15 protein-coding genes are annotated in these 22,391 nt (G+C 72.3%); 4 read left to right on the top strand and 11 right to left on the bottom strand.

Annotation, left to right across the window (positions count from 1 at the left end):
- Positions 1 to 256 precede the first annotated feature (256 nt).
- Positions 257 to 994 carry a transcriptional repressor LexA gene (gene lexA / locus BMY40_RS22905; RefSeq protein WP_412711518.1) on the top strand — a complete coding sequence of 246 codons (738 nt, stop codon included), beginning with the start codon at positions 257 to 259 and terminating at the stop codon, positions 992 to 994.
- Between the two features lie 185 nt (positions 995 to 1,179).
- Here the strand turns inward: lexA and BMY40_RS22900 are convergent, their stop codons facing one another.
- The 3 genes from BMY40_RS22900 to BMY40_RS22890 form a co-directional block, all read right to left on the bottom strand.
- Positions 1,180 to 3,261, bottom strand: coding sequence for an ATP-dependent DNA helicase (locus BMY40_RS22900; protein WP_093662673.1), 2,082 nt, complete (start codon positions 3,259 to 3,261; stop codon positions 1,180 to 1,182).
- A gap of 68 nt (positions 3,262 to 3,329) precedes the next feature.
- On the bottom strand, positions 3,330 to 4,037 hold the full coding sequence (locus BMY40_RS22895) for a GNAT family N-acetyltransferase (RefSeq protein ID WP_245770261.1): 708 nt from the start codon (positions 4,035 to 4,037) through the stop codon (positions 3,330 to 3,332).
- 140 nt (positions 4,038 to 4,177) lie between these two features.
- Positions 4,178 to 6,184 (bottom strand): IucA/IucC family protein, encoded by a 2,007-nt coding sequence (locus tag BMY40_RS22890; protein ID WP_093662669.1) that lies wholly within the window; start codon positions 6,182 to 6,184, stop codon positions 4,178 to 4,180.
- 289 nt (positions 6,185 to 6,473) lie between these two features.
- Here BMY40_RS22890 and BMY40_RS22885 point away from each other — a divergent pair, with 289 nt between their 5' ends.
- The gene (locus BMY40_RS22885) at positions 6,474 to 7,688 is read left to right on the top strand and encodes a trypsin-like serine peptidase (protein ID WP_093662667.1); all 1,215 of its coding nucleotides are present in this window, start codon (positions 6,474 to 6,476) and stop codon (positions 7,686 to 7,688) included.
- A 104-nt stretch (positions 7,689 to 7,792) separates the two neighbouring features.
- Here the strand turns inward: BMY40_RS22885 and panD are convergent, their stop codons facing one another.
- From panD to BMY40_RS22870, 3 genes are all read right to left on the bottom strand, one after another.
- Positions 7,793 to 8,209 carry an aspartate 1-decarboxylase gene (gene panD, locus BMY40_RS22880; protein WP_093662665.1) on the bottom strand — a complete coding sequence of 139 codons (417 nt, stop codon included), beginning with the start codon at positions 8,207 to 8,209 and terminating at the stop codon, positions 7,793 to 7,795.
- A 270-nt stretch (positions 8,210 to 8,479) separates the two neighbouring features.
- Positions 8,480 to 8,758, bottom strand: a complete 279-nt coding sequence (locus BMY40_RS22875) for a hypothetical protein (protein WP_093662663.1) — start codon at positions 8,756 to 8,758, stop codon at positions 8,480 to 8,482.
- A gap of 349 nt (positions 8,759 to 9,107) precedes the next feature.
- A complete protein-coding gene (locus BMY40_RS22870; RefSeq protein ID WP_093662661.1) occupies positions 9,108 to 9,506 on the bottom strand; it encodes a hypothetical protein in 399 nt (132 codons plus the stop codon).
- Between the two features lie 794 nt (positions 9,507 to 10,300).
- On the opposite strand from BMY40_RS22870, the gene BMY40_RS22860 reads away from it, so the two are divergent.
- Complete coding sequence (locus BMY40_RS22860; RefSeq protein WP_143071804.1) at positions 10,301 to 10,687, top strand: hypothetical protein; 387 nt, start codon at positions 10,301 to 10,303, stop codon at positions 10,685 to 10,687.
- A 133-nt stretch (positions 10,688 to 10,820) separates the two neighbouring features.
- Here BMY40_RS22860 and BMY40_RS22855 read toward each other — a convergent pair whose 3' ends face one another.
- The 3 genes from BMY40_RS22855 to BMY40_RS22845 all read right to left on the bottom strand — a co-directional run bounded on the left by BMY40_RS22855 (position 10,821) and on the right by BMY40_RS22845 (position 18,619).
- Positions 10,821 to 11,156: a hypothetical protein gene (locus BMY40_RS22855; protein WP_143071803.1), complete on the bottom strand. Its 336-nt coding sequence runs from the start codon at positions 11,154 to 11,156 to the stop codon at positions 10,821 to 10,823.
- Positions 11,157 to 11,920: 764 nt separating this feature from the next.
- Positions 11,921 to 12,103 (bottom strand): hypothetical protein, encoded by a 183-nt coding sequence (locus BMY40_RS27790; protein WP_143071802.1) that lies wholly within the window; start codon positions 12,101 to 12,103, stop codon positions 11,921 to 11,923.
- A gap of 297 nt (positions 12,104 to 12,400) precedes the next feature.
- Positions 12,401 to 18,619, bottom strand: a complete 6,219-nt coding sequence (locus tag BMY40_RS22845) for a DNRLRE domain-containing protein (protein ID WP_425443163.1) — start codon at positions 18,617 to 18,619, stop codon at positions 12,401 to 12,403.
- A 227-nt stretch (positions 18,620 to 18,846) separates the two neighbouring features.
- On the opposite strand from BMY40_RS22845, the gene BMY40_RS22840 reads away from it, so the two are divergent.
- Positions 18,847 to 20,091 (top strand): sensor histidine kinase, encoded by a 1,245-nt coding sequence (locus BMY40_RS22840; protein ID WP_093662651.1) that lies wholly within the window; start codon positions 18,847 to 18,849, stop codon positions 20,089 to 20,091.
- Here the strand turns inward: BMY40_RS22840 and BMY40_RS22835 are convergent.
- Entirely contained in the window at positions 19,978 to 20,583 is a 606-nt protein-coding gene (locus tag BMY40_RS22835) for a response regulator transcription factor (protein ID WP_093662649.1), read from the bottom strand. The genes BMY40_RS22840 and BMY40_RS22835 overlap by 114 nt on opposite strands.
- A 127-nt stretch (positions 20,584 to 20,710) precedes the next feature.
- Positions 20,711 to 22,210 (bottom strand): GTPase HflX, encoded by a 1,500-nt coding sequence (gene hflX, locus BMY40_RS22830; RefSeq protein WP_093662647.1) that lies wholly within the window; start codon positions 22,208 to 22,210, stop codon positions 20,711 to 20,713.
- Positions 22,211 to 22,391 lie beyond the last annotated feature (181 nt).

Raw genomic sequence — 22,391 nt, 5'->3', positions numbered from 1 at the left:
GTCGGAAACGCCGGAACGGCAAACGTACGAGAGGCTACCGTAGTGATCGGAGGCGATCTGCGGCTCATACACCGCCCTCATCGATCACGTCAGCTAATCTGCGAAATTTCACTCGAACGTGTGTTTGGCGCAACCTTTCGAAAGCACCTACCGTTGTCCAACCAGGGAGAACCGCTTGAGAGGGGCCGACGTGACCACCACCGCAGAGAGCGCCACCATCACCCCACGGGACAGTTCCCGGGGCCGGGCCGATCATGTGCAGGAAGCAAACGCCGTTCCCGGCGCATCCGGCGACGCGAACGGCGCGGGGGCCCCCAAGCCCACCCGCTCGCTGCCCGGCCGCCCACCGGGGATCCGCGCCGACAGCTCCGGGCTGACGGACCGGCAGCGCCGGGTGATCGAGGTGATCCGCGACTCGGTGCAGCGCCGCGGCTACCCGCCGTCGATGCGGGAGATCGGCCAGGCCGTCGGCCTGTCCTCCACCTCCTCCGTGGCCCACCAGCTGATGGCACTGGAACGCAAGGGCTTCCTGCGGCGCGACCCGCACCGGCCCCGCGCCTACGAGGTGCGCGCCTCGGACGCGCCCACCAGCCAGACCACCGACACCACCGGCAAGCCCGCCGCCTCCTACGTCCCCCTGGTCGGCCGGATCGCCGCCGGAGGCCCGATCCTGGCCGAGGAGTCGGTGGAGGACGTCTTCCCCCTGCCCCGCCAGCTCGTCGGCGACGGCGAGCTGTTCGTGCTCAAGGTCGTGGGTGACTCCATGGTCGACGCGGCGATCTGCGACGGCGACTGGGTCACGGTGCGCCGCCAGCCGGTCGCGGAGAACGGCGACATCGTCGCCGCCATGCTGGACGGCGAGGCGACCGTCAAGCGCTTCAAGCGCGAGGACGGGCATGTGTGGCTGATCCCCCACAACTCCGCCTACCAGCCGATCCCCGGCGACGAGGCCACCATCCTCGGCAAGGTCGTCGCGGTGCTGCGGCGCGTCTGACGCGCCGACCGCACGTCGGCCTCACGAGACGGCCTCACGGAGGCCGGAACAGACCGCCCCGGGACCACTGCGCCGGTCCCGGGGCCCGGCCGCACCCCGGCGGGAGCTCAAGGCTCCGGGCCCCCGCCGGGATCTTGCCCACCCACCCCCGCCTGCCCTGCCCGGCTGCTCTGCCCTACGCGCTCCTACGCGCCCTCCCTGGCCGCGGCGTCGATGGCCGCCAGTGAACGACGCACCTGGTTGCGGTCGGTGGTGTACCAGAAGTCCGGCATCGAGGCCCGCAGGAAGCTCCCGTACCGGGCCCGGGCCAGCCGCGGATCCAGCACCGCCACCACGCCCCGGTCCCCCGTCGCCCGCACCAGACGGCCCGCCCCCTGCGCCATCAGCAGCGCGGCGTGAGTGGCGGCCACCGCCATGAAGCCGTTGCCGCCCGCCTCCTCCACCGCCTTCTGCCGGGCGCTCATCAGCGGATCGTCGGGGCGCGGGAACGGGATGCGGTCCATCACCACCAGCTGGCAGTTCGGGCCCGGCACGTCCACCCCCTGCCACAGCGACAGCGTCCCGAACAGGCAGGTCTCGGCGTCCGCGGCGAAGCGGCGGATCAGCTCGCCCAGGGTCTCCTCGCCCTGCAGCAGTACGGGTACGTCCAGCCGTCCGCGCAGTTCCTCCGCGGCCGCCTGGGCGGCCCGCATCGAGGAGAACAGCCCGAGCGTGCGTCCCCCGGCCGCCTGGACCAGCTCGGTCAGCTCGTCCAGCATGTCGCCGCGGCTGCCCTCCCGGCCGGGCGGTGACAGGTGCTGGGCGACGTAGAGGATGCCCTGCCTGCGGTAGTCGAAGGGCGAGCCGACGTCCAGCCCCCGCCACTGCGGAACCCCGGCGTCCGCCTCCGCTGGGCCGTCCCCGTCCTCGCCGTCCCCGTCCTCGCCTGCGGCGGGGCCCGCGCCCCGGGTCTCCGCGGCACCACCGGAGCGCTCGGCCGCGCCACCGGCCTCGGTGACCCGTCCCTCCGGGCTCAGCCCCAGGGAGGCGCCCACCCCGTCGAAGTCTCCGCCGAGCTTGAGCGTGGCGGAGGCCAGGACCACCGACCGGTCCTCGAACAGCTTCTCCCGCAGCAGCCCGGAGACCGCCAGCGGGGCGACCCGCAGCGAGGCCCCGTAGCGGTCGTGGCGCTCGTACCAGACGACGTCGTACTCCGAACCCTGCACGATGCGCTCGGCGACCGCGTGGACGTTCTCCACCGACGCCAGGGCCTGGCGGCGGACGGCATCCTCGTCCTGGACGGACCGGTCGCGGGTGTTGCCCAGCGCGGTGATGACCGCGCGGGCCGCGTCGCGCAGCGCCGTCAGGGCGTATCCGAGGTCCTCGGGGATCTCCTCAAGCCGGCCCGGCAGCGCCAGCTCCATCAGCCGCTCGAAGCCCTCCGCGGCCGTCTGGAGCCGGTCGGCTTCCTTCTCGTCGACCAGCTTGGCCGCACGGCGCACCGCCCGGTTGACCCCGCCGGGCGTCAGTTCGCCGGTGGCCACCCCGGTGACCCGGGAGACCAGTTCGTGCGCCTCGTCGACGATCAGGACCTCGTGGCCGGGGAGCACCGGCGCACCCTCGATGGCGTCGATGGCCAGCAGCGCGTGGTTGGTGACGATCACCTCGGCGAGCTTGGCCCGCTCGCGCGCCGCCTCCGCGAAGCACTCCGCCCCGTAGGCGCAGCGGGTGGCGCCCAGGCACTCCCGCGAGGAGACCGACACCTGGGACCAGGCACGGTCGGAGACGCCCGGGGTGAGGTCGTCGCGGTCGCCGGTCTCGGTCTCGTCCGCCCAGTCCCGCAGCCTCAGCAGGTCCTTGCCCAGCCGGCTGGTGGGGGCCGCGGCCTCGAAGGGGTCGAAGAGGCCGTCCTCGTCGTCCTGCGGCACCCCCTCGTGGAGGCGGTGCAGGCACAGGTAGTTGGAGCGTCCCTTGAGCATGGCGTACTCGGGTCGGCGGCGCAGCAGCGGATGGAGTGCCTCCACCGTGCGCGGCAGGTCGCGTTCGACCAGCTGCCGCTGCAGGGCGAGCGTCGCGGTCGCGATGACCGTGCGCTCGCCGTGCGCCAGGGCGGGCACCAGGTAGCCCAGCGACTTGCCGGTCCCGGTGCCCGCCTGGACCAGCAGGTGGACGTTGCTGTCGATGGCCTCGGCCACGGCTTCGGCCATGGCGACCTGGCCGGGTCGCTCGGTGCCTCCGACGGCGGTGACCGCGGCGTGGAGGAGGTCGGTGAGGGCGGGCTTGGTCATAGGACCGCCACCTTACGCGGCGCCGCCGACAGCCGTGGCCGGTACGGCCCACAGCTCACCCGGGGCAGTCACAGGGCATGGCGCAGCGCCCGGTCGCGGACCACCACGGCGGCCCGTTTGCCCGGGAGTTCGGCCTCGGCCGCCAGCCGGAAGCCCGCCCGCAGGAAGGCCGCGACGGACGGGACGTTGCGGATGTCGGGTTCGGCGATGACGCGGCCGCACGCCGGCCGCCGGTCCAGGACGAGGTCGGAGACCGCCCGCAGCAGCACCGTGCCGACACCGCGCCCCCGGTCCGCCGCCGCGCCGATCAGCAGGTGCAGCCCGGTGTCGTGCGGGCGCACCGGGTGGTACCGGGCGAGCGGGTCGAGATCGGCGCGGTAGACCTCCCAGTAGCTCATGGGGACGCCCGAGAGGACTCCCAGGCACGGCACGCTGCGCCCGTCGCCGTCCACCTGGGCCCGCAGATGCGCGGCGGTGGTCTCGGCGGGGCCGGCCAGGTGCCAGAAGGCCGCCACCGCGGGGTCGTTCATCCAGGCGGTGACCAGCCGCAGATCGCGTTCGATGCGGACGGGGACGAGCCGGAAGACTCCGGCGGCCGTGGTGACCGGCCCCCAGTCGGCGACGGTGTCCAGCAGGTCCGGCCGCGCCGCGGGCTCCGGCACCGGCCCGTACGGCGCACGGTACGGGCCGGTGGACGGGCCACTCGCCGGACCGGTGGGCAGCCGCAGGTCGAGGGTGTCGTCGGTGCCGGCGGCCGACGGGGCGTACGGGGTCACCGGGACCGCCGTGTCCGCTGCCGCGACGCGCGCGGCAGCGGATACGGCGGACACGGCGGGTGCGGCGGGTGCGGCGGGTGCGGCGGGTGCGGGGCAGGCCGGTGGAACACCGGTGGTCATGGCGGTGCCTCCTGTGCGGTTCAGGGCTTCACCAGGGGGTTGGTGACGGTGACGTAGACGGACTGGGTGTCCACCGGTCCGACCAGCTCGTCCAGTCCGTGCAGCCGGGTGAGGAGGTTGGCCTTGCACCGCAGGACCGGGGAGTGCAGCAGCAGGGCGGGCAGCGGTGAACGGCCGGCACCCTCGCCGGAGCCGTCGGCGGGGCGGTCGGCGTCGGTGAGGAAGCGGCGCAGCGCGGCGAGCAGCAGCCTCTCGTCGGCCAGGCCCTGGGAGCCGAACGCCCCGATCAGGCCCAGCACGTTGTTGACGCCCAGGTAGTAGGCGAAGCGCTCGTCGACGACCTCGTCGGCGACGAAGGTGTCGCTGTCGGCCCCGATGCCCGGCAGGCGCCGCCGGAGCGCCTCGCGGTGGGACTCGCGGAAGTAGTACCCCTGGTTGTCGCGGTAGCGGCCGCCCACCGGCCAGCCGTCGCCGTCGAGCAGGACCACGGTGTTCTGCTGGTGCGCCTCCAGGGCGACGCCCGCCTCGGCGTCCAGCCACAGCACGGGGCGCACGACGGTGTGGAGGTAGCGCAGGAACCACTCGGCTGCGACGGTGGCCACCGGCCGCCCCGTACGGGCCGCGAGCCGGGTGACGGCGTCGGCCAGCCGGGAGCGGAGCGCGCCGCGGGGATCGCCGGGCCAGGGCCGGGGGGAGGTCAGCCCGGCCAGGCACACGGCGTCGTCGCCGGGCCCGAAGGGGTTGTGCCGGATGACGGTGTCCAGCCCTGCCACCGGCTCCCCGTCGCCGTCGCCGTCGTCGACGGCGAGCCAGGCGGGGTCGCGCACGATGTCGAAGCCCGGGCGGCCGGGGAAGGCGGCCCGCCAGCGCGCGCCCAGGCCGGTGCGCAGCAGCCGGTGCACCTCCACTCCCCGGTGCAGCTCCTTGCGGAGGTTCTCCCGGCGGGAGTTGGTGATCCGCAGACCCAGCGAGAGCTTGAGCATCGCCGGTACGCCGGGCCGGTGGACGGTGCGCACGGAGGAGGTCGGGTGCCAGGGGTCGCCGTGCGGGCCGAGGTCGTGCAGCAGACCTGCCTCCAGCAGCGCCGCGACGGCGGGTCGGTGCCGCACCTCGCGGGCCTGCCAGGGGTGCAGCGGAAGGGGGACCGTCCCCTCGGGCAGGCGCAGCCCGGGCCCGGCCAGCTCGGCGGCGATCCGTTCGGCGGGCACGGTCCGGCCGCGGTCGGTCCAGGCCGAGTCGGAGGCCAGGACGGAGCGGTCGACGGCCATCCAGTGCAGGGGGAAGGATCCGCGCAGCTCGGGGGACCAGGCGCGCGCCTCCGCGTCGGTGAGCCCTTCACGGCTCTTGGGCACCGGGTGCAGCGGGTGCCCGAGGACCAGGGACTGCTCGCCGTCCAGGAACGGGTCGGCGGCGGACGGCGCTTCGGGGCGGGCACGGCGGTCGGCGAGGAAGACGGCGGTACGGCGTACGGAGTCGGCGACCCGGCCGACCAGTTCCGCGCCCTCCCCCGCGACGGGCCCCGGCACCGCGGGGCCGCGGTGCGCGGCCTCCCGCGCCAGCAGGGCGGCCAGCGTCACCGCGTCGACGGGGGCGGTGCCGGGCGCGGCGCCCTCCAGGGCCGGCGGGCCGAAGCGGTGCCAGCCGGTGGCGGACCAGTGGCGGACCGGTACCCGCAGTACCAGGCCGCAGGAGGCCAGGGCGACGCGGAGGACGCTCCCGCCACCGGGGCCGCCTGATCCGCCGGAGCCGCCGGGCCGGGGCAGGTCGTTCTCCCTCACCCAGCAGCGCAGCAGGTTCTCGGCGGCCGCGGCGTCGGCGGCCGCGACCGGGTCGGGGTGCTCCAGCGGGTCGTCCGCCTTCCGCTCTCCGGTGTGCGCCTGTGGCACGGCACGGCTCGACTGCCGGGGTACGACGGGGTCCGCGGGATCCGCGACCACGGCGGGTTCCGCGACCACGACGGGCCGTCCTCCCGCCGGGGCCGCCGCCTCCTGCGTCGTCCTCCCGTCCGGAGCGGGACATGCGTTCACGGAAGTCTCCCTGGGGGTGAGGGCACCGCACCGGTGCGTGGTCGTCCGGTTCCCGTGGCACGGCGTCGCCGTTACGAGCGGCGCCGCATCTCCGCCCGTACCAACGACGCCGCCCCCGCCGGATCACGGTCCGGGGCGAGATCGTTTCCTCCGGGGGCGAGTCGGAACCGCGGACCCGCCGCGCGCCGTCCCCCGCAGCACCGGCATAGTGGGGCCCGCCTCGTTCGGCGGGGCCCATGGCAGACCGGTATGTGCAGCGAGCGTTCCGTCTCAGGGGGATTGTCAGTCCATGTCAGCTACGAGCAGGAGGCGGTCCGCGCTGGCCGCAGCGGCGATAGCCGCGGCCCTGGCCGTCACGGCCACCGCGTGCGGCCCCGCCGAGGACGGGTCCGGTGCGCAGGCCGGTCCCAGCGCCACCGCGCCGGACGGGGAGGGCGGACCCGGCATCGACGGTCTCCGCCTGCCGAAGGAACTGCCCGCCGCCCTGAAGGACTTCGATCCCGAGAAGTGGAAGAACGGGGAGTGGCGGAACTGGGACGAGGACGACTGGCTGCGTGAGGCCAGGGACTTCGTCAACCCGATCATCGAGGGCCTGTGGGACCCGGACCGGATGAAGGACGCCGAGGAGAACGACCGCAGGGTCGACCCCGACGCCGGCGACGGGAGCGCGGGCGGTGAGGGGGACGAGGGCGTCACCGACCCCGATCCCGCGCCGAGGAAGGCCCGGCCGGTCACGGCGCCGTACCGCGAGAACTCCCCGGCGGTGGGCAAGGTGTTCATGGACACCCCCAAGGGCCCCATGGTCTGCTCCGGCACCGTCGTCGAGGACCCCCGCAACCCGGGGAAGTCCGACCTGGTGGCCACCGCCGGGCACTGCGTGCACGCGGGCTCCGCCGGCGGCTGGTTCCGCAACGTCGTCTTCGTGCCCGCGTACAACGACTCGGCGCTGAAGGCGTCCCGGTTGGAGCAGGCGTCCCCGGCCGAGGTCGCGCCGCACGGCGTGTTCTGGGCGACCTGGGCGCAGACGACCGAGCACTGGATCTCCAACGGCGCCGAGACGGGCGGTCTGGGCGCCTCGCAGGACTTCGCCGTGCTGCGGGTGGAGGCCGAGGACAAGGGCGGCAAGTCGCTGGAGGAGACCGTCGGCACCGCCGTGCCGGTCGACTTCGGCAAGCCGTCGGTGGCCTCGCTCTCCTCGGTGCGGGCCTACGGCTACCCCGCCGCCCCGCCCTTCGACGGACTCACCATGCACACCTGCACCGACCGTCCGGGCCGGCTGACCCTGAGCGAGTCGGAGTCCACGATGTACCGCATCGGCTGCACCATGACCGGCGGCTCCTCGGGCGGCGGCTGGTTCGCCGAGGGGGCCTCCGGTGAGCAGACGCTGGTGTCGGTCACCTCCATCGGCACGATCGACCACACCTGGCTGGCCGGTCCACGGCTGGGCGAGGAGGCCGAGGGCGTCCTGGAGGGCGTCAGTGAGAAGTTCGCCGGCAAGAACTGAGGGCGCCAAGCGTGACGTGTCGAGGGCCCCACTGCTCCCTCCGGGGAGCGGCGGGGCCCTCGCTCTGTCCTGTACGCGGGTGCGGGAGCGGAGCGCCGGGTGGCTCAGACCATGGCCATCGGGCTGCGCACCGTGTCGCTGCCGGGCACCGGCTCGGACGGGTCGCTGCCCAGCTCCACGATGCGGTTGTCCGCGTCGACGTGCACCACCGCGGGCCGGTGGGAGCGGGCCTCGGCGTCGTCCATCTGCGCGTAGCTGATGAGGATCACCAGGTCCCCGGGGTGGACCAGATGCGCGGCCGCGCCGTTGATCCCGATCACCCCGGAGCCACGCCGCCCCTCGATGACGTAGGTCTCCAGGCGGGCGCCGTTGGTGATGTCGACGATGTGGACCAGCTCTCCGGGCAGCAGGTCGGCGGCCTCCATCAGGTCCGCGTCGATCGTGACGGACCCCACGTAGTGGAGATCCGCCTCGGTGACCGTGGCACGGTGGATCTTCGACTTGAACATGGTGCGCAGCACGGTGCCGACTCCTCGAAGGTGGGTAGGGTCGCGCTCCCGGGACGGGATGCGCGCCGTCCCGCCCATCGTACGGCCGCGCCCCCGGCCGCCCGGTGGAGCGTGACCCGGATCACGGTCGGCCGACGGAAGCCGGGCGGTGCGGTGCGGTGACGATGTCTTCGGGAGGGCTCTGAACGCTCGTGGTCTCCAGCCGTTCCAGCCGATGTGACGTCCGGACGCGGGGACGCGTGCTTCTTCCGTCGCACCGCCCCGCGGAGGCGGGCCCTTCTCTCACCTCGCGGCGGGTGCCCACGGTGTGTCCGACATGAAGCGTTTCCGGAAGACCGTTCCGGGGGCCGCGAGGGCCGCTTCGACCGCCTCTGCCGCGATCCCGCCGCTCGTGGCCCGCCTTGGGACCTTGAGATAGCCGCAGGCCCGGATGAGGTCCGCGGCCGAGGCCCAGGTGTCGGCGGCCACGACCACCTCGTCCAGGGCGTCGCACGCGTTGGTCGCGTCGACCAGGACCGCGTACGCGACGACGAGGTCTGCCACGCGCGCCCTGGCGGTCATGTCCCCCACGTTCCCTCCCCCCCCGGTAAGGGTGGCGAGGCCACACTATGCGCGACCTCGCCACCTGCTCCCCTGGCAGAGGACCGGACGATGTGGACCGCCCGAGTACGGCTGGTGCCTGTGACGGTGGGCATAGGCCCGTCCGGGGTCACCGGACGTTCCCCGGTGTGCGGTTCGGACTCGTTGACCCTCCCTGTCCCCAAGCGTGGAAGGGGTGCTCGGCCGTGGCGGTGATCTGCCGGGGCCGCGCGTCGCCGTCCGTGTCCCTCGAAGGGGGCAGACAGCTTGCACGTATACAGGTGCAGCCCCCTGGCCGGAAACCGCAGCACCCATCCACCCGCTTCCTCTCTCACTCGGCGATCAAAGGCCGCTCCCAGGGCTGTGGTTCCTCGTCCGAACCGAGGCGTCTCGTGGCGGAGTAGCGGACGCCCCCGACGGCATGTTCCAGAACCACGATGGAGGAGAACGGGAAGGAACGCTGTCTCGTGATGGTCGCCTGGCCGGAGAAAATGCCCAGGAGCAGTTCCCCGACGTCCCCGCCGGCCACATCGTCGAACACCCAGTCGTCGAGAAGCAGGCGCACCGACGACGCGGCCGGCGATCCTCCCATCAGCCCGATGTACACGTCGGAGCCGGAGATGTCACCGCTCCAGTCGGCGAACCAACTGCCCCCCTCGACATCGCGCCGGGCGAAAGCGGCGACCGGCGTCCCGAGGGCGCGCAGGGCCGCCTCCGCCCGCGCCACCACGGGAGGCCTCGCACCTCTCCCCGCGTCCGTCACGGAACCTCCCCGCGTGTGGATCCCGGTGCCTGCCTCCGCCCGACTCCGCTCCGAACACGGTGCGGGCGGCTTCGACACCGAGCGTCTTCTCGAAGCCTACGGCGCTCCGTTCCACACCCCGGTTCCTGCGGCTCAGGATGCCCTGGCGGCCACGGTGCTTGTCTCCGAAGAACCTGCTGCGCTCACTGTCGTTCCATCCGGAGGCCGCAGGGGCGACCGGGCCGCAGGCTTCAGCGGCGACCCCGGCTCCGCGCCGCCGACCGGCTGCCCGGACGCCACACCCCGGAGACCCACAGGCCGTCCACGATCCCCCCGGCCACGATCAAGGAGATGAACGGAACGTACACCCCGGCCCCGGACCCGCCGAAGGCGATCCCCGTCAACAGGACACCGAAAACACCCGCCGACAGGATCCACTTGAACTTCCAAGGCTGCTCCACCCTCGAATAGGCGGCCACAGCGGAGAACACCCCCAGAAGGGTGAGCCCCCACTCCCCCAAACTCATGCATCTCTCCCGACTTCGGCGAGAACAAGGACTTCGGCATCCCCGCTCTTGATAGTCAGAGGCGTTTTTGCTCGGCTGTCCAGACGCCAAACGCGGCGACGGCCTCATCCGCTCTCACATCCCACGCGTAGCCACGACGGCCGTGACACCGCGCACGGCAGTGACGCAGGACCAGAGGGTGTCGGGATACCGCACATGATGCCGACGGGTTTGTGGATGTGGTGCTCCGGGGCCGGGGGCGGGAGACTTGTCCGCATGCCGAAGAAATCATCTCGCCGCGGCGGAGGCTTCGCGCGGATGCTGCAGTCGCTGGGGCCGGCGGAGGAGACCGGTGGCGAGTTCGTCCCGTCTCCGGCGACCGCAGGACTTCTCGTCGACGGCGACGGCGACGCATGGGTGCTGACCAAGCACCCGCTCGACGCCCGGATGGCCAGGCGGCTCATGCGCCGGGCCGACGTGGTGATCATCGGTGACGGCGCGGGCGATGTCCTGCGCCGCGTCGGGACGGCGGCGCAGGACAGGGAAGCGGCGTGGGCCGAGGTCGAAGACCGCCTCGGCCGCGAGGACCACCCCGGCTACGCGGCTTTTCGCGGACAGTCCGACGACGGAAGGAGACTGCTCTACATCGAGCAGTCCTGCTGAGAGGCGTACCGGTTCGTGCGGTCAGCCGCCCGCGCGCGAGCCGTTCCCGTCCCCGCCGCCTTCATGCATGTCCGTGCCGAAGGGGCTGCCCCGCCCATCACACGGCCGCACACCCGGCCGACCGTGATCCGGATCACGGTCGGCCGGCCGCCGCCTCCCGTGGCCCGCGGCGCAGACTCCAGCACCGCAGATAACGCCCCCTGACCGGCCACACCACCGGGGACAGCGCGCACCAGGCCGCCAGAACCGCCGCTGGCACGGCGGAGACCGGATCGAGCAGAAGGGAGACGGCCCCGTCCAGAAGGCCGGCCAGGCCTCCCCCGAAGAAGACCAGGCCGCAGACGATCCCCACTGCGAACACCACCACGACCCCGGCGGCCAGCCAGGACAGGAACCAGGCGAACCGCTCGGCGGCCGAGGCACGCGGAAACCTCTCACGCCACCGTCCGGCCGTGTCCGGGTGGTTCACGCCGGGCGGAAAGAAGAGGACCACAAGGACGTAACCCAGCAGGACCGTGGCCGGAAGATCCGCCGCGAACGACAGGAGGCCCTCCCCCCCCCCTCGCGACCGCCGTCCCCGCGGTCACCGCGGCCAGGAACCACACGTTCCGGAACACCACCGCCACCCGGAATCCCAGCCTCCCCGGAGCCGCCGGGTTCCGCCCGATCCCGGCCGGACCGTCGACCTTCTGAAGTCTGCTCATGCTTCCTCCCCCACAACGAGCGGTGCAACAGGAATGCCGGAAGCCCCGGCACCCCTGCCCGGTCAACCGTCCAGGACGGCCGCTGCGGCACCTGTGCCGGTTGCCCGACCGCTTGCCCTTGCAACCCGATGGACGAAAGACTCACCATCCGGATCCTGGAACCAGCCGTCACCGGCTACGCCGAACCGCCGCCCTCAGGTCGCCTCCCCTTTCTCACCGCCCGCCTGCGGCGAAAAGTCGGGAACAGCACAAGACCAACGACACCGGCACCGACCGGAGCCAGAACAAACAGCCAGATATCAAGAAAGAAAACGGCGGAGTCGACGTTGCGGGTCAGGACTCCGGTGGCGGTGTCCTCCACGATCCAGCGGGAGTCGTCGCCGTCGTAGTGGTTGCGCTTGGAGGCGGTCTGCGTCCGGGTGCTGCCGCTTGCCGTCGGCGGCCTGCCGGTGGGCCGGGGTGCTCCGCTCTACAGAAGGGCGGCTCCCTCCCGGCAGGAGAGGAAGCCGCCCTATATGACTGCTGCTGATCAACCGGTGAACTCAGGTTTCATCCACAGACCGCTGAAGTGGCCGGCGTCATCGATCCCGAGCACCGTTCCCTCCGCGAACAGGAGGGCCTCGCTGGTGGGTGCGGCCCCGGCCACCAGCACCCAGCCGGTTCTCCCGTCCAGGACGACATCATGGCGCATGTCGTCGACGAGGACGGCCATGCCGGGTATGGAATCCACCCCGGAAACTCGGACGGACCCAGCTCGGTACGGGGGCGGGGTCACCTTGCCGGACTTCCAGGACCGGCGCGGAGCGTATCCCGTGGCGAACAGTAGGGCGCCGGTGGCCAGGGAAATGCTCAGATCCACCGGCCCCACCGTGATGTCCGCCCGGTTCTGTTTCTCCGCAAGTCCCGCGGAGGCGCCGTTCTCCTCGAAGAAGAAGGACTGCTCGTCCTCGAGGTAGAGAAGCTTCCCGGCCGTAGGAGTTCGCTCCCGATCGAAGTGAAATATCACAGCCTACCGTCCCCTGAACTGGTGGTGCAGGATTTTCCGCGTTCTGTAGTTGACCACCAGTTCGTAGTGTCCACGGCGGCCGTTGAACGATCCCTTGGCCCGCCAGGCGATGGCGTGGCGCGCGCCTCTCGGATCACGCACCGGCCGCCCCCTCGTGATATTGCGGAGGTGGTGGTGCGAATGCATGTACGGCCTGCTCCACCTGTGGCCCCATGCGGTTCGCGTGTAAGTGTACTTGTGGATCTTTCGCCGTACCCGCCACCCGCGATAGGCAAGTTTGGCCCCCCGGTAGATCTTGCCGCAGTACCTGAAGCACGCCATGCCGAGACGAGCCGCGCCGATGACCAGCGGAACCCATCTGCCGTCGAGGTCGTACTTGTTGCGCGGATCCGCGTAGGCGTATTCGTAGGCGTTGGCGCTGCCTCCCTGAACGGGGTCGGTGGACAGGAAACGGCCCGTGGCCGGGTTGTAGAGGCGGACGCCCATGAGGGTGAGGCCGGTGAGGGTCTCGGTGGAGCGCTGCTTGGCACCGAGCCAGCTGTAGCGGGTGGCCGGCTGACCCGGGCGGGGATTGCCGTACTCGTCGCTGTCCAGGGCGACGGGGGCCTTGGTGGTGTCCAGTGGGAGCTGGAGGGCCACGTCGCCGTGGATGTCGGACAGGTGCAGGACGGTGTCGCCGGTCTTGCCGGTGGTGGCGGCCAGGTCGCCGGAGGCGGAGTCGACGTTGCGGGTCAGTGCCCCGGTGGCGGCGTCCTCCACGATCCAGCGGGGGTTGTCGCCGTCGCCGTCGTAGTGGTTGCGCTTGGACGCGGTCTGCGTCCAGGTGCTGCCGCTGTCCGTCTCCACCGTCCAGGAACGGAAACGCAGCGCGGCGTCCAGGGTCCAGGTCTGGCGCTTGCCGCCGGCGGTCTGCCGGTGGACCAGGTCGTTGGCGTAGTAGCCGATGGTGCCCTGGCCGGGGGCGGCGGTGGTGCGGCCGAACGCGTCGTAGGCATAGCCGGAGTCGACGATCCGGTCGGCGCTGTCATAGGTATGGGACTTGGTGGTGCCTGCGGTGGTGGGGCAGTCGGCGCCGGGCGCGCCGACCGCGGTGGTCAGGGTCTTGCGGTTGGTCCGGGCGTCGAAGGTGTAGGCGCGGCGGGTGCAGACCGTGTCGGCGGTGTCCTCGACGATGGTGAGGCGGCCTGCCGCGTCGTAGCGGTAGGTCTGGCCGGACCAGCCCGCGTGGCTGGTGTTCTGCCCGTGGACGGACTCGGTCACGGTGTCGGAGTAGACCAGGGTGCCGTCGCTGTCGCGGGTGTAAGTGCGCTCGGTGGCCGAACCGGTGGTGTCCTCGGTGACGGTGAGGGTGTAGCCGCCGGGCAGTTTCTCGGTGACGACCGAGCCGTCGGCGTCGTAGGTGGCCGAGAAGGCACCGGCGACGGAGTCGGTGGTCTTCGTCACCAGGCCGCGGGGCTCGGTGGTGTGGTCGTAGGTGTAGGTGACGGTGGACGGGACGGTGTCGGTGGCCTTCACCGGGCGGTCGAGCAGGTCGTACTCGGTGATGGTCTTCCCGCCGTCGGCGTCGGTGTAGGAGATGAGGCGGCCGAGCCGGTCGTACACCTTGGTGATCGTGCCGCCGGTCGGCGAGACGGTCTTGGTCTCCTGGCCGGTGGCCGGGTCGTACTCGGTGGTGGCCTCCGGCACCGCCTGCCCGACCCCGCCGGTGGTCTTCACCGTGGTGGGACGGCCCGCGTCGTCGTGGGACGTGGTGGTGGTGCGGGTGACACCGTTCGCGGTCTCGGTGACCTTGGCCTCGTTGCCCCACCAGTCGTACTCGGTGGTGGTGGTCGGCAGTTGGGCGGGGTTGGTCCCGCCGCCGGTGATCTCGCCGCCGGGCGAGGTCGAGCAGACGAGGTCGGCCCACTCCGGGCGCCCGGCGCAGGCGCCGGTGCCGGTGGCCGACCAGTAGGTTGTCACGCGGGTGGCGGCGTCGGCGCCGGTAGCACCCGGTGCGATGACCTTCGTTTCACGGCCCTGTGTGTCGTAGGTCTTCTCCGTGGTGATGGCCAGACCACCCGGGTCCTGGATCGTCTTGGCCGGCAGGCCCTTGGCCCAGTCGTAGACGGTCTGCGTCACCCGGGTCTCGCCGTGGACGGTGGGGTGCTCGCGCACCTGCGCGCCCGTGGTGACCTTGGTGACCTGGTCCTTGACCTTGGCGGTGCCGTCGGTCGGGCGTCCGGCGTCGTACTCGTTGACCGTCCAGCTCCGGGCGGTGACCGAGGTGTCGGCCGGGGCCAGGGTGGTGGTGCCCGACTTCAGGTCGGCGGTCAGGTCCACGCGCCGCAGCGGCCCGAACTCCTCCAGTTCCCGGGTGCCGGTGTCGTTGTAGACCGACTTCGTCGCCAGCAGGTCGGCGCGCTCGGCCGGGGTGAGCTGGGCGATGCCCAGATCGGCCTGGACGGACCGGTCCCCGGCCGTCAGTCCCAGGGCGACGGCCCGGTTGGCGGCCGACAGCTCGCGGACGGTGTTGCCGAAGCGGTCGTACTCGGTGGTGGAGATGTGCCCGCCGGGTGCGGCGGAGTTGACCTCGCGTCCGGAGACGCCCAGGTAGTGCACCTGGGCCCGCCGGTAGGCTGCCGGAGCCAGCGCGCTGCCCGTGTGGGAGGCGGGGACGGCGTCGGCGGGGAAGACCGCGGTGGCGTCGGTGGGGGCGTCCAGCTGGCCCCAGGTCCTGACGTCATTCGCACCCATGTTGTGCGGGGCGACGGTGCTGCCGGTCAGGGGCACGTCGTAGACGACGCTGGTGGCCGCCTCTCCCTCGACCGTGCCGACGGTGCCCTGCTTCAGACCCGGCCGGGTGGCCTTCAGCAGCATGCCCTCACCGGCGGTGGAGGCGCTGCCGGCCTTGCCGTAGGCGAAGGTCCACGGCAGCTCGCCGGGCGGGGTGAGCTGGGTGACCCGCCCTGCGGCGTCGTAGGCGTACTCGGTCTTCAGCGCCGGGGTGATCAGCGGGTTCCATGCCTGGCGCAACCGGCCGGAGGCGTCGTAGGCGTAGGTCTGCACCGCCTTGGCGGTGGCGTTCGCCGCACCGGGGGCGGTGGACCACAGCCGCAGCTCCTTCGCCTGGCCGCTGTAGTCGCCGAAGGCGTCGGCGGTGGCGGTGGTGGCGGTGGCGTAGACGAACTCCAGCACCCGGCAGCCCTTGGTGGCCGGGTCCGCGGTGCAGGCCGCGGCCGTGGCGGCCGAGGTCGGGGCGATGATCCGCTTGGGGCGGGCGAGCTTCTTGCCGTCGACGGTCACCGTCTCGGAGACGACGGTGGTGGTGGAGTTGGTCAGGCCGTCCAGCAGGGTGGAGGAGACCTGCCAGGCGGTCGCCGCCGCGTCGGGTTTGGTGAAGGTGGTGACCGTGCCCTCGGTGTCGGTGAGGGTGAACGTGCCCGTCACGCTGCCCTTGAGGGTCAGGTCCTCCGCCCCGGGCTCCGAAATCCAGCCGGTCTTCGCGGCGTTGGCGGTGAAGTGGATCGCGTCGCCCTCCTCCAGCACCACGTCCACGGCGGTGTCGGAGACCTTGCGCAGGTGGGTGTAGTCGGACTCCGTCAGCTCCGCGGCCGTGCCGGTCACCCACTCCTTGCCGAAGATCGGTGCCTGACCCTCCTGCGCCGCGCCCTTGTCAGGGGTGCGGGAGGAGGCGGTACGGGTCACCGACATGTCGAAGTGGGAGGCGTCGGTGGCGGAGAGGGTGTAGTCGCCGGTGAGGAGGTTGACCGAACCGGGGCCGACCTCGCTGGTGGCGGCGCCGGTGGCGTTGCGGTCGACGACGACGATCAGCGGCTCGGTGGCCCCGGAGGCGCTGCCCGGGCCAGTGAAGTCGGCCTTGATCTGCACCGACCCGTCGGGGTCGACGGTGTCGGTGGCGTTCCACACCAGCCGCGCGTTCCTGCCGCCCGTCAGCGGCACCGGCCAGGCGGTCAGCGCCGTGCCGCCCGAGGTGACGTCCCCGGCCGGGATGCGCGTCCAGTCATCCGCCTCGGAGCGACGCCAGGAGAAGGACACGGCGTTGTACTTGCTGCCGTCGGCCTCGGCGGCCAGCGGCAGGCGGCGCGCGGTGCGCTCGCCGTCGGCCGGCTGGAGGAAGCCGCCGGGCCCGGCGTGGAAGGTGTACTCGATCGCGTCGGACTTGTTGTCGGCCTTGTCCACCGCCCGCACCTGGAGGGTGTGGGTGCCGTCCTTGGGCGGGGTGACGGAGAGGGCCTTGTTCGCGCCGGCGCCGCCGGTGGCGACCTTGGTCCAGGTCACGCCGTCCAGTGTCCACTCCAGCCAGTTGTGGTCGCTGCCGGCGGGCGGGGTGACGGTGAAGGTGCCGGCCTGCCCGGCGCCCTTGACCCAGGAACCCGACGGGTAGTCTGTGGAAGTGATTTTGGTGGGGGCGGAGGGGGCCGTGGTGTCGACGGTGAAGGTCTTCCACGCCGACCAGCCGGTGTTGTAGTGCGCCCCGTCGTACGGGCTGGTGCGGAACCTGTACGTCTTGCCGTTGGCCAGTACCCCGGCGGGGACGGTGACGGAGGCGACCTGGCCGCTGGGCACGTACTTGGAGACGATCACGTCGCCGACCTGGGTGTTGGTGGCGTTGTCGTAGATCTGGAAGGTGCCGTTGACCTTGTCCCCGTCGGCGTCGACGAAGGTGTCCCGCAGGGTGGGCGTGGTGGTGTTGACCACGTAGGCGCCGCTGTAGGAGAAGTACGGCGGGCCGGCCTCCTGCTTGGTGCCGGTGCGCGGCCGGTAGTTGTAGTTCACCACCAGCTTCGGCGGGTTGGCGGCGGCGTTGGCGGAGCTGACCTGCTTCCAGTGGGTCGTCGCGTCGGTGGCGGCGCGCAGGCCCATGTGGCCGCGGGAGGTCTTCGCCGACGCCCACGTCTGCACCAGTGTGGTGACGTCGGCGTTGATCCAGCCCGCCCCGCCGCAGGCCGCGCGGCCCTTGGTCTCGGTGGAGGAGTGGCGCTGGGCGATCCAGGAGGGCTGGTTGTCCCACCGGGTGGCGGTGGAGGGGGCGCCGGTCTCCCAGATCGTCCACTCGTACGGCTTGCAGTCGGAGTTGCCGGAGTGGACGTTCCACAGCGACAGCTTCGCGCCGGTGACCAGCGCGTCGGAGATCGGCGCGGTGTTCCAGGTGATGAACGACCGCGACAGCCGGGTGGTGCCGTCCGGGTTGGTGGTGCCCGGGTTGCCCAGGTGCAGCTCGGTGTTGGTGGACCAGTCGGTGGTCTCACCGCGCTTGACCAGGGTGTCGAAGACGTTGGACAGCGCCGAGGTGGAGGGGTCCACCGTCACCGGGTACTTGGTGTCAGGATCGGCGAGGAAGTCGGCGTCGGGGGTGATGACCAGGTCGACGCCGTCGCCGGTCTCAACGACCTTCCAGTCGACCTTCGCCCGGTTGGTGTGCTCGCCGGAGACCTCGTCCACGGCGGCGTCCCACATCACCGGTGCGGGCATCACCGCCCGCTTCTTCCTGCCCGAGGCGGCGTCGGTGAACAGCAGGCTGCCGTCCTTCTGCTGCTTGACCTTCAGCCCGTCGGTCTTCAGCGGCAGCGTGTAGGAGTAGTCCGCCGCGGCCGGCCGCTTGTCGATCTCGACGAACTGCTCGAACCCGGTCCGGGTGGCCTCCACGACCAGGTCGGCGTCCGGCAGCGCACCGGCGTAGGTGGCGCGGGTGCCCTCCAGGGTCGGGGCGGGCAGGCCGCCCTTCCACTGCAGGGTGATCTGCTCCTCGCCCTCCCCCAGCGTCACCAGGTCGCGGGCCGGGGCCTTCTCCGCCGCCGCCAGGGACTTGGGCAGCGTGCCGCCCTTGCCCGCCAGGCTCAGCCCCGCCGGGTGGGCGGCGGCCTCGACCGAGCCGTCCGACCGCCGCACCAGGTCGACGTCCACGTCGACCCACTCGCCGTCGCGCTGGAAGCGGACCGGGCCGGCCGACAGCTCGGTGGTCAGGCTGCCGTCCTTGTTCACCCACGTCGTCGAGGTCTCCGTCCGCTCGGACAGCGCCTCGACCCGCCGGCCCGACAACCGCGCCGCCACCTTCGCCGACGGGATGTCCGCGGCGCTCCGCGGTCCCTTCCCGCTCTCCGGCCGGGCCGGGGCCTGGGTCTTCTTCGCCGGGAGCGCGACGGCCTGCCCCGAGGTGGCGACGACGAGCGCCGTCTCGGCGGTGAGCAGGGCCGCGGCGGCCAGGGCTATACGGGGCAGCAGGCGTCTGCGGCGCTGCAGCGCCAGTACGGACCCCTCCCACTCCTCGGGCGGGGGTGTGTGGTCTCTCACCGGGTGTGTCCTTCTTCTCGACAGCACAGGTCGCCGCTGATCCGACCACCGGCCCGGCCGCAAAAGAAGTGAGATCTTCACCGATTCCGCGTACAACTTCCCACAGGCTTCACAGGTGCCGGGTACTCCTCAACTCCCGCCGCCGCAAGGAGGGTTGGATGACCACCGGAAAGCGGAGCCGCATCCGGGCGCCGCAGAGCTCGTGGATCGCCTTCGGGACGGTCGCCCTGGTGATCGCCGGGTCGCTCACCCTGGTCGCGCTGGACGTGCTCAGCCAGCCGCTGAGCCGCCGCACGGTGGTCACCGGTCTCCTGCTGCTGATCGTCCTGCCCGCCGTGCTGCTCGGCCAGTACGCGCCTCCCCCCTACCGGCTCCCCTACCGCTGGCGGTGGTGGCTGCTCGGCGCGCAGGCCCTTCTGACCTATCTGCCGATCCTGCTCTTCCCCAGCCCCTGGCTCAGCCTGCTGGGTTTCCTGGCCGGAGCGGTCCTGCTGACCGTTCCCCCGCCCTCCTCCGTGGTGATCGCGGCCGGTGTCGTCGCCAGCGGACCGCTGCTGGCCGGGACGCTGGTCGACACCCAGCGCAGCTCCCTGAACGTACTGGTGTCCACCGTGATCACGGCCAGCAGTGTCTACGGTGTGGCACACCTGGCCCTGCTCGCCTCCCGGTTGCAGGCCGTGCAGGCCCAGGCCGCCCGGCTGGCCGAGCAGCGAGAACGCGACCGGATCGCTCAGGACCTGCACGATCTGCTGGGGTCCTCGCTGGTGTCGATCGCGGTGCGGTGCGAGTCCGCGCTCCACCGTGCCGGGGCGTCCGGCCAGGACGCGTCCGCTTCGGAGGATCCCGCCCGGCGCGCGCTGGCCGAGGCCGCTGCGCTGGCCCGCCGTACGCATGCCGAGGTGCGGGCGGTGGCGCACGGACGGCTGTCGGTGTCGCTGCGGACCGAACTCGTCCACGCCCGGCGGCTGCTCACCCAGGCCGGCATCACCACCCGTGTCACCGCTCCGCCCGACAGCCGGCTGTCGCCCGCGGTGGGCAACTGCCTGGGCGCGGTGCTGCGGGAGGCCACCGGCAACCTCCTGCGGCACAGCCGGGCCACGGACTGCGAGATCGTCCTGGCCGAGCACGGCGGACGGGTGACACTCAGCGTCGCCAACGACGGCGCTCCGCGCCGCCGCCCGGTTGCCGGCGCGGGGCTGGCCGGCCTGGCGGCCCGGGCGGCAGCGCTCGGTGGCGCCCTGACCTTCACCGCCGGTGACGGCTCGTTCCGGTTGTCGGCCGTGCTGCCGCTAGATCCAGCCGTTGCGCTCGGCGATCCTGACGGCGTCGACGAGGGTGCGGGCATGGAGTTTGCCCACTGCGGAGGATATGCGGTTGCGCACCGTCCCCACCCCGAGGAATAGCTCCGCGGCGATCTCCCGGGCCCCCGCCCCGCTCGCGGACAACCGCAGCACCTCGGCCTCGCGTGCGGTCAGCGGATTCTCGCCCAGCTCCGAACTCCGCTCGGCCAGGCGGGGATCGACGGCCCGGCCTCCGGCCGCGACGGTGCGCACGGCCGAGGCGAGCTCGCCCGGCGTGGCGGTCTTCAGCAGGTAGCCCGCCGCTCCCGCGTCCAGGGCCCTGCGTAACAGTCCGGGGCGGTCCAGTGCGGTGAGCATCAGGCAGCGGCACGCCGGAAGCCGTTCGCGCAGCCGTCCGGCCACCGCGATGCCGTCCAGGCCGGGCAGGTCGATGTCGAGGACCGCGACGTCGGGCCCGTGCCGCAGCGCCGTCTCCAGCGCGGACGGGCCGTCGGCTGCCTGCCCGGCGACCTCGATGCCCAGTTGTCCGTCCAGGATCTCCGCCAGTCCCGCCCGCACCACGTGCATGTCCTCGGCGACCAGCACTTTGATCATGAATTCAGTATGCCCGCCCGGCTTCCGCAAGGCCCCCGCCGGCCGACCCCGCACGGCCGCGGGCCCGCCCCCTGGGAAGGGGACGGGCCCGCTCGGCGGTGTCGGGACCCGCGTGCGGCGCGGAGGCTCAGGCTCCCGTGCCCGCGGTGACGTACGCCCTGAGTTCGGCGGCCAGTTCCTCGTGGACACGGGCCTCGAGCAGCGTGCCGCCCTCGGTGTGCTCCTCGGAGACGACCTCACCGTCGGCGTGGACCCGGGAGACCAGGTCGCCGCGGGTGTAGGGCACCAGCACCGTCAGCTCCACGGCCGGGCGCGGCAGCTCCCGGTCGATCAGCTCCAGCAGCTCGTCGATGCCCTGCCCGGTGCGGGCGGAGACGGCGATGGCGTGCTTCTCGGCGCGCAGCAGCCGTGCCAGGGTGAGCGGGTCGGCCGCGTCCGCCTTGTTGACCACCACGATCTCGGGCACGTCCGTCGCGCCGACGTCCCGGATCACCTCGCGCACGGCGGCGAGCTGCTCCTCCGGTGCCGGGTGCGAGCCGTCGACCACGTGCAGGATCAGATCGGCGTCGCCGACCTCCTCCATCGTGGAGCGGAACGCCTCGACGAGGTGGTGCGGCAGATGGCGTACGAAGCCGACGGTGTCGGCCAGGGTGTACGCGCGCCCGCTGGGGGTCTCGGCTCGGCGCACGGTCGGGTCGAGGGTGGCGAACAGCGCGTTCTCCACCAGCACGCCCGCGCCCGTGAGGCGGTTGAGCAGCGAGGACTTGCCCGCGTTGGTGTATCCGGCGATGGCGACCGACGGCACCTTGTTGCGGCGCCGCTCCTGCCGCTTGACGTCGCGGCCGGTCTTCATCTCCGCGATCTCCCGGCGCATCTTCGCCATCTTCTCGCGGATCCGCCGCCGGTCCGTCTCGATCTTGGTCTCACCGGGACCGCGGGTGGCCATGCCACCGCCCGAGGACCCGGAGCCGCCGCCGCCCATCTGCCGGGACAGCGACTGGCCCCAGCCCCGCAGCCTGGGCAGCATGTACTGCATCTGCGCGAGCGAGACCTGCGCCTTGCCCTCCCGGGACTTGGCGTGCTGGGCGAAGATGTCGAGGATCAGGGCGGTGCGGTCCACCACCTTGACCTTGACGACGTCCTCGAGGTGGATGAGCTGGCCGGGGCTGAGCTCACCGTCGCACACGACGGTGTCGGCCGCCGTCTCGACCACGATGTCGCGCAGTTCCTGCGCCTTGCCGGAGCCGATGTAGGTGGCCGGGTCCGGCTTGTCGCGGCGCTGGATCACACCGTCGAGGACGAGCGCGCCGGCGGTCTCGGCGAGGGCGGCGAGCTCCGCGAGGGAGTTCTCGGCGTCCTGCACCGTCCCGGAGGTCCACACGCCCACGAGCACCACGCGCTCCAGCCGCAGCTGCCGGTACTCGACCTCGGTGACGTCCTGGAGCTCGGTTGAGAGGCCCGCGACGCGCCGCAGGGCGGCGCGCTCGGAGCGGTCGTACTGGTCGCCGTCGCGCTCGCCGTCGATCTCGTGACTCCAAGCGACGTCCTCCTCCATCAGGGCGTCGGCTCGGCGGTACGTCTCGGCGAGGCGCTGGCCGTTCTGCGGAAGGGAGGAAGAGAAGGTCAAGTGAGTCCTTACGTCGATGGAGTGAAGGTATCCGGGTCAACGTGCGCGGCGCCCGGAACATTCCCGCTGACACGGGCACGGACGCCGACGCGGGCCGCCCCGGACACGACGATGGTGGCACGGTGCGGCCCGGCCGTCACCTGGTTTGCGCGGCGGTCCGTCCTTCCGGGCGGACCGGGCT

The sequence above is a fragment of the Streptomyces radiopugnans genome (genome assembly GCF_900110735.1).
Taxonomy (GTDB): domain Bacteria; phylum Actinomycetota; class Actinomycetes; order Streptomycetales; family Streptomycetaceae; genus Streptomyces; species Streptomyces radiopugnans.
The sequence above is the reverse complement of the archived record's forward strand: the minus strand, read 5'-3'. Positions and strand labels throughout refer to the sequence as shown.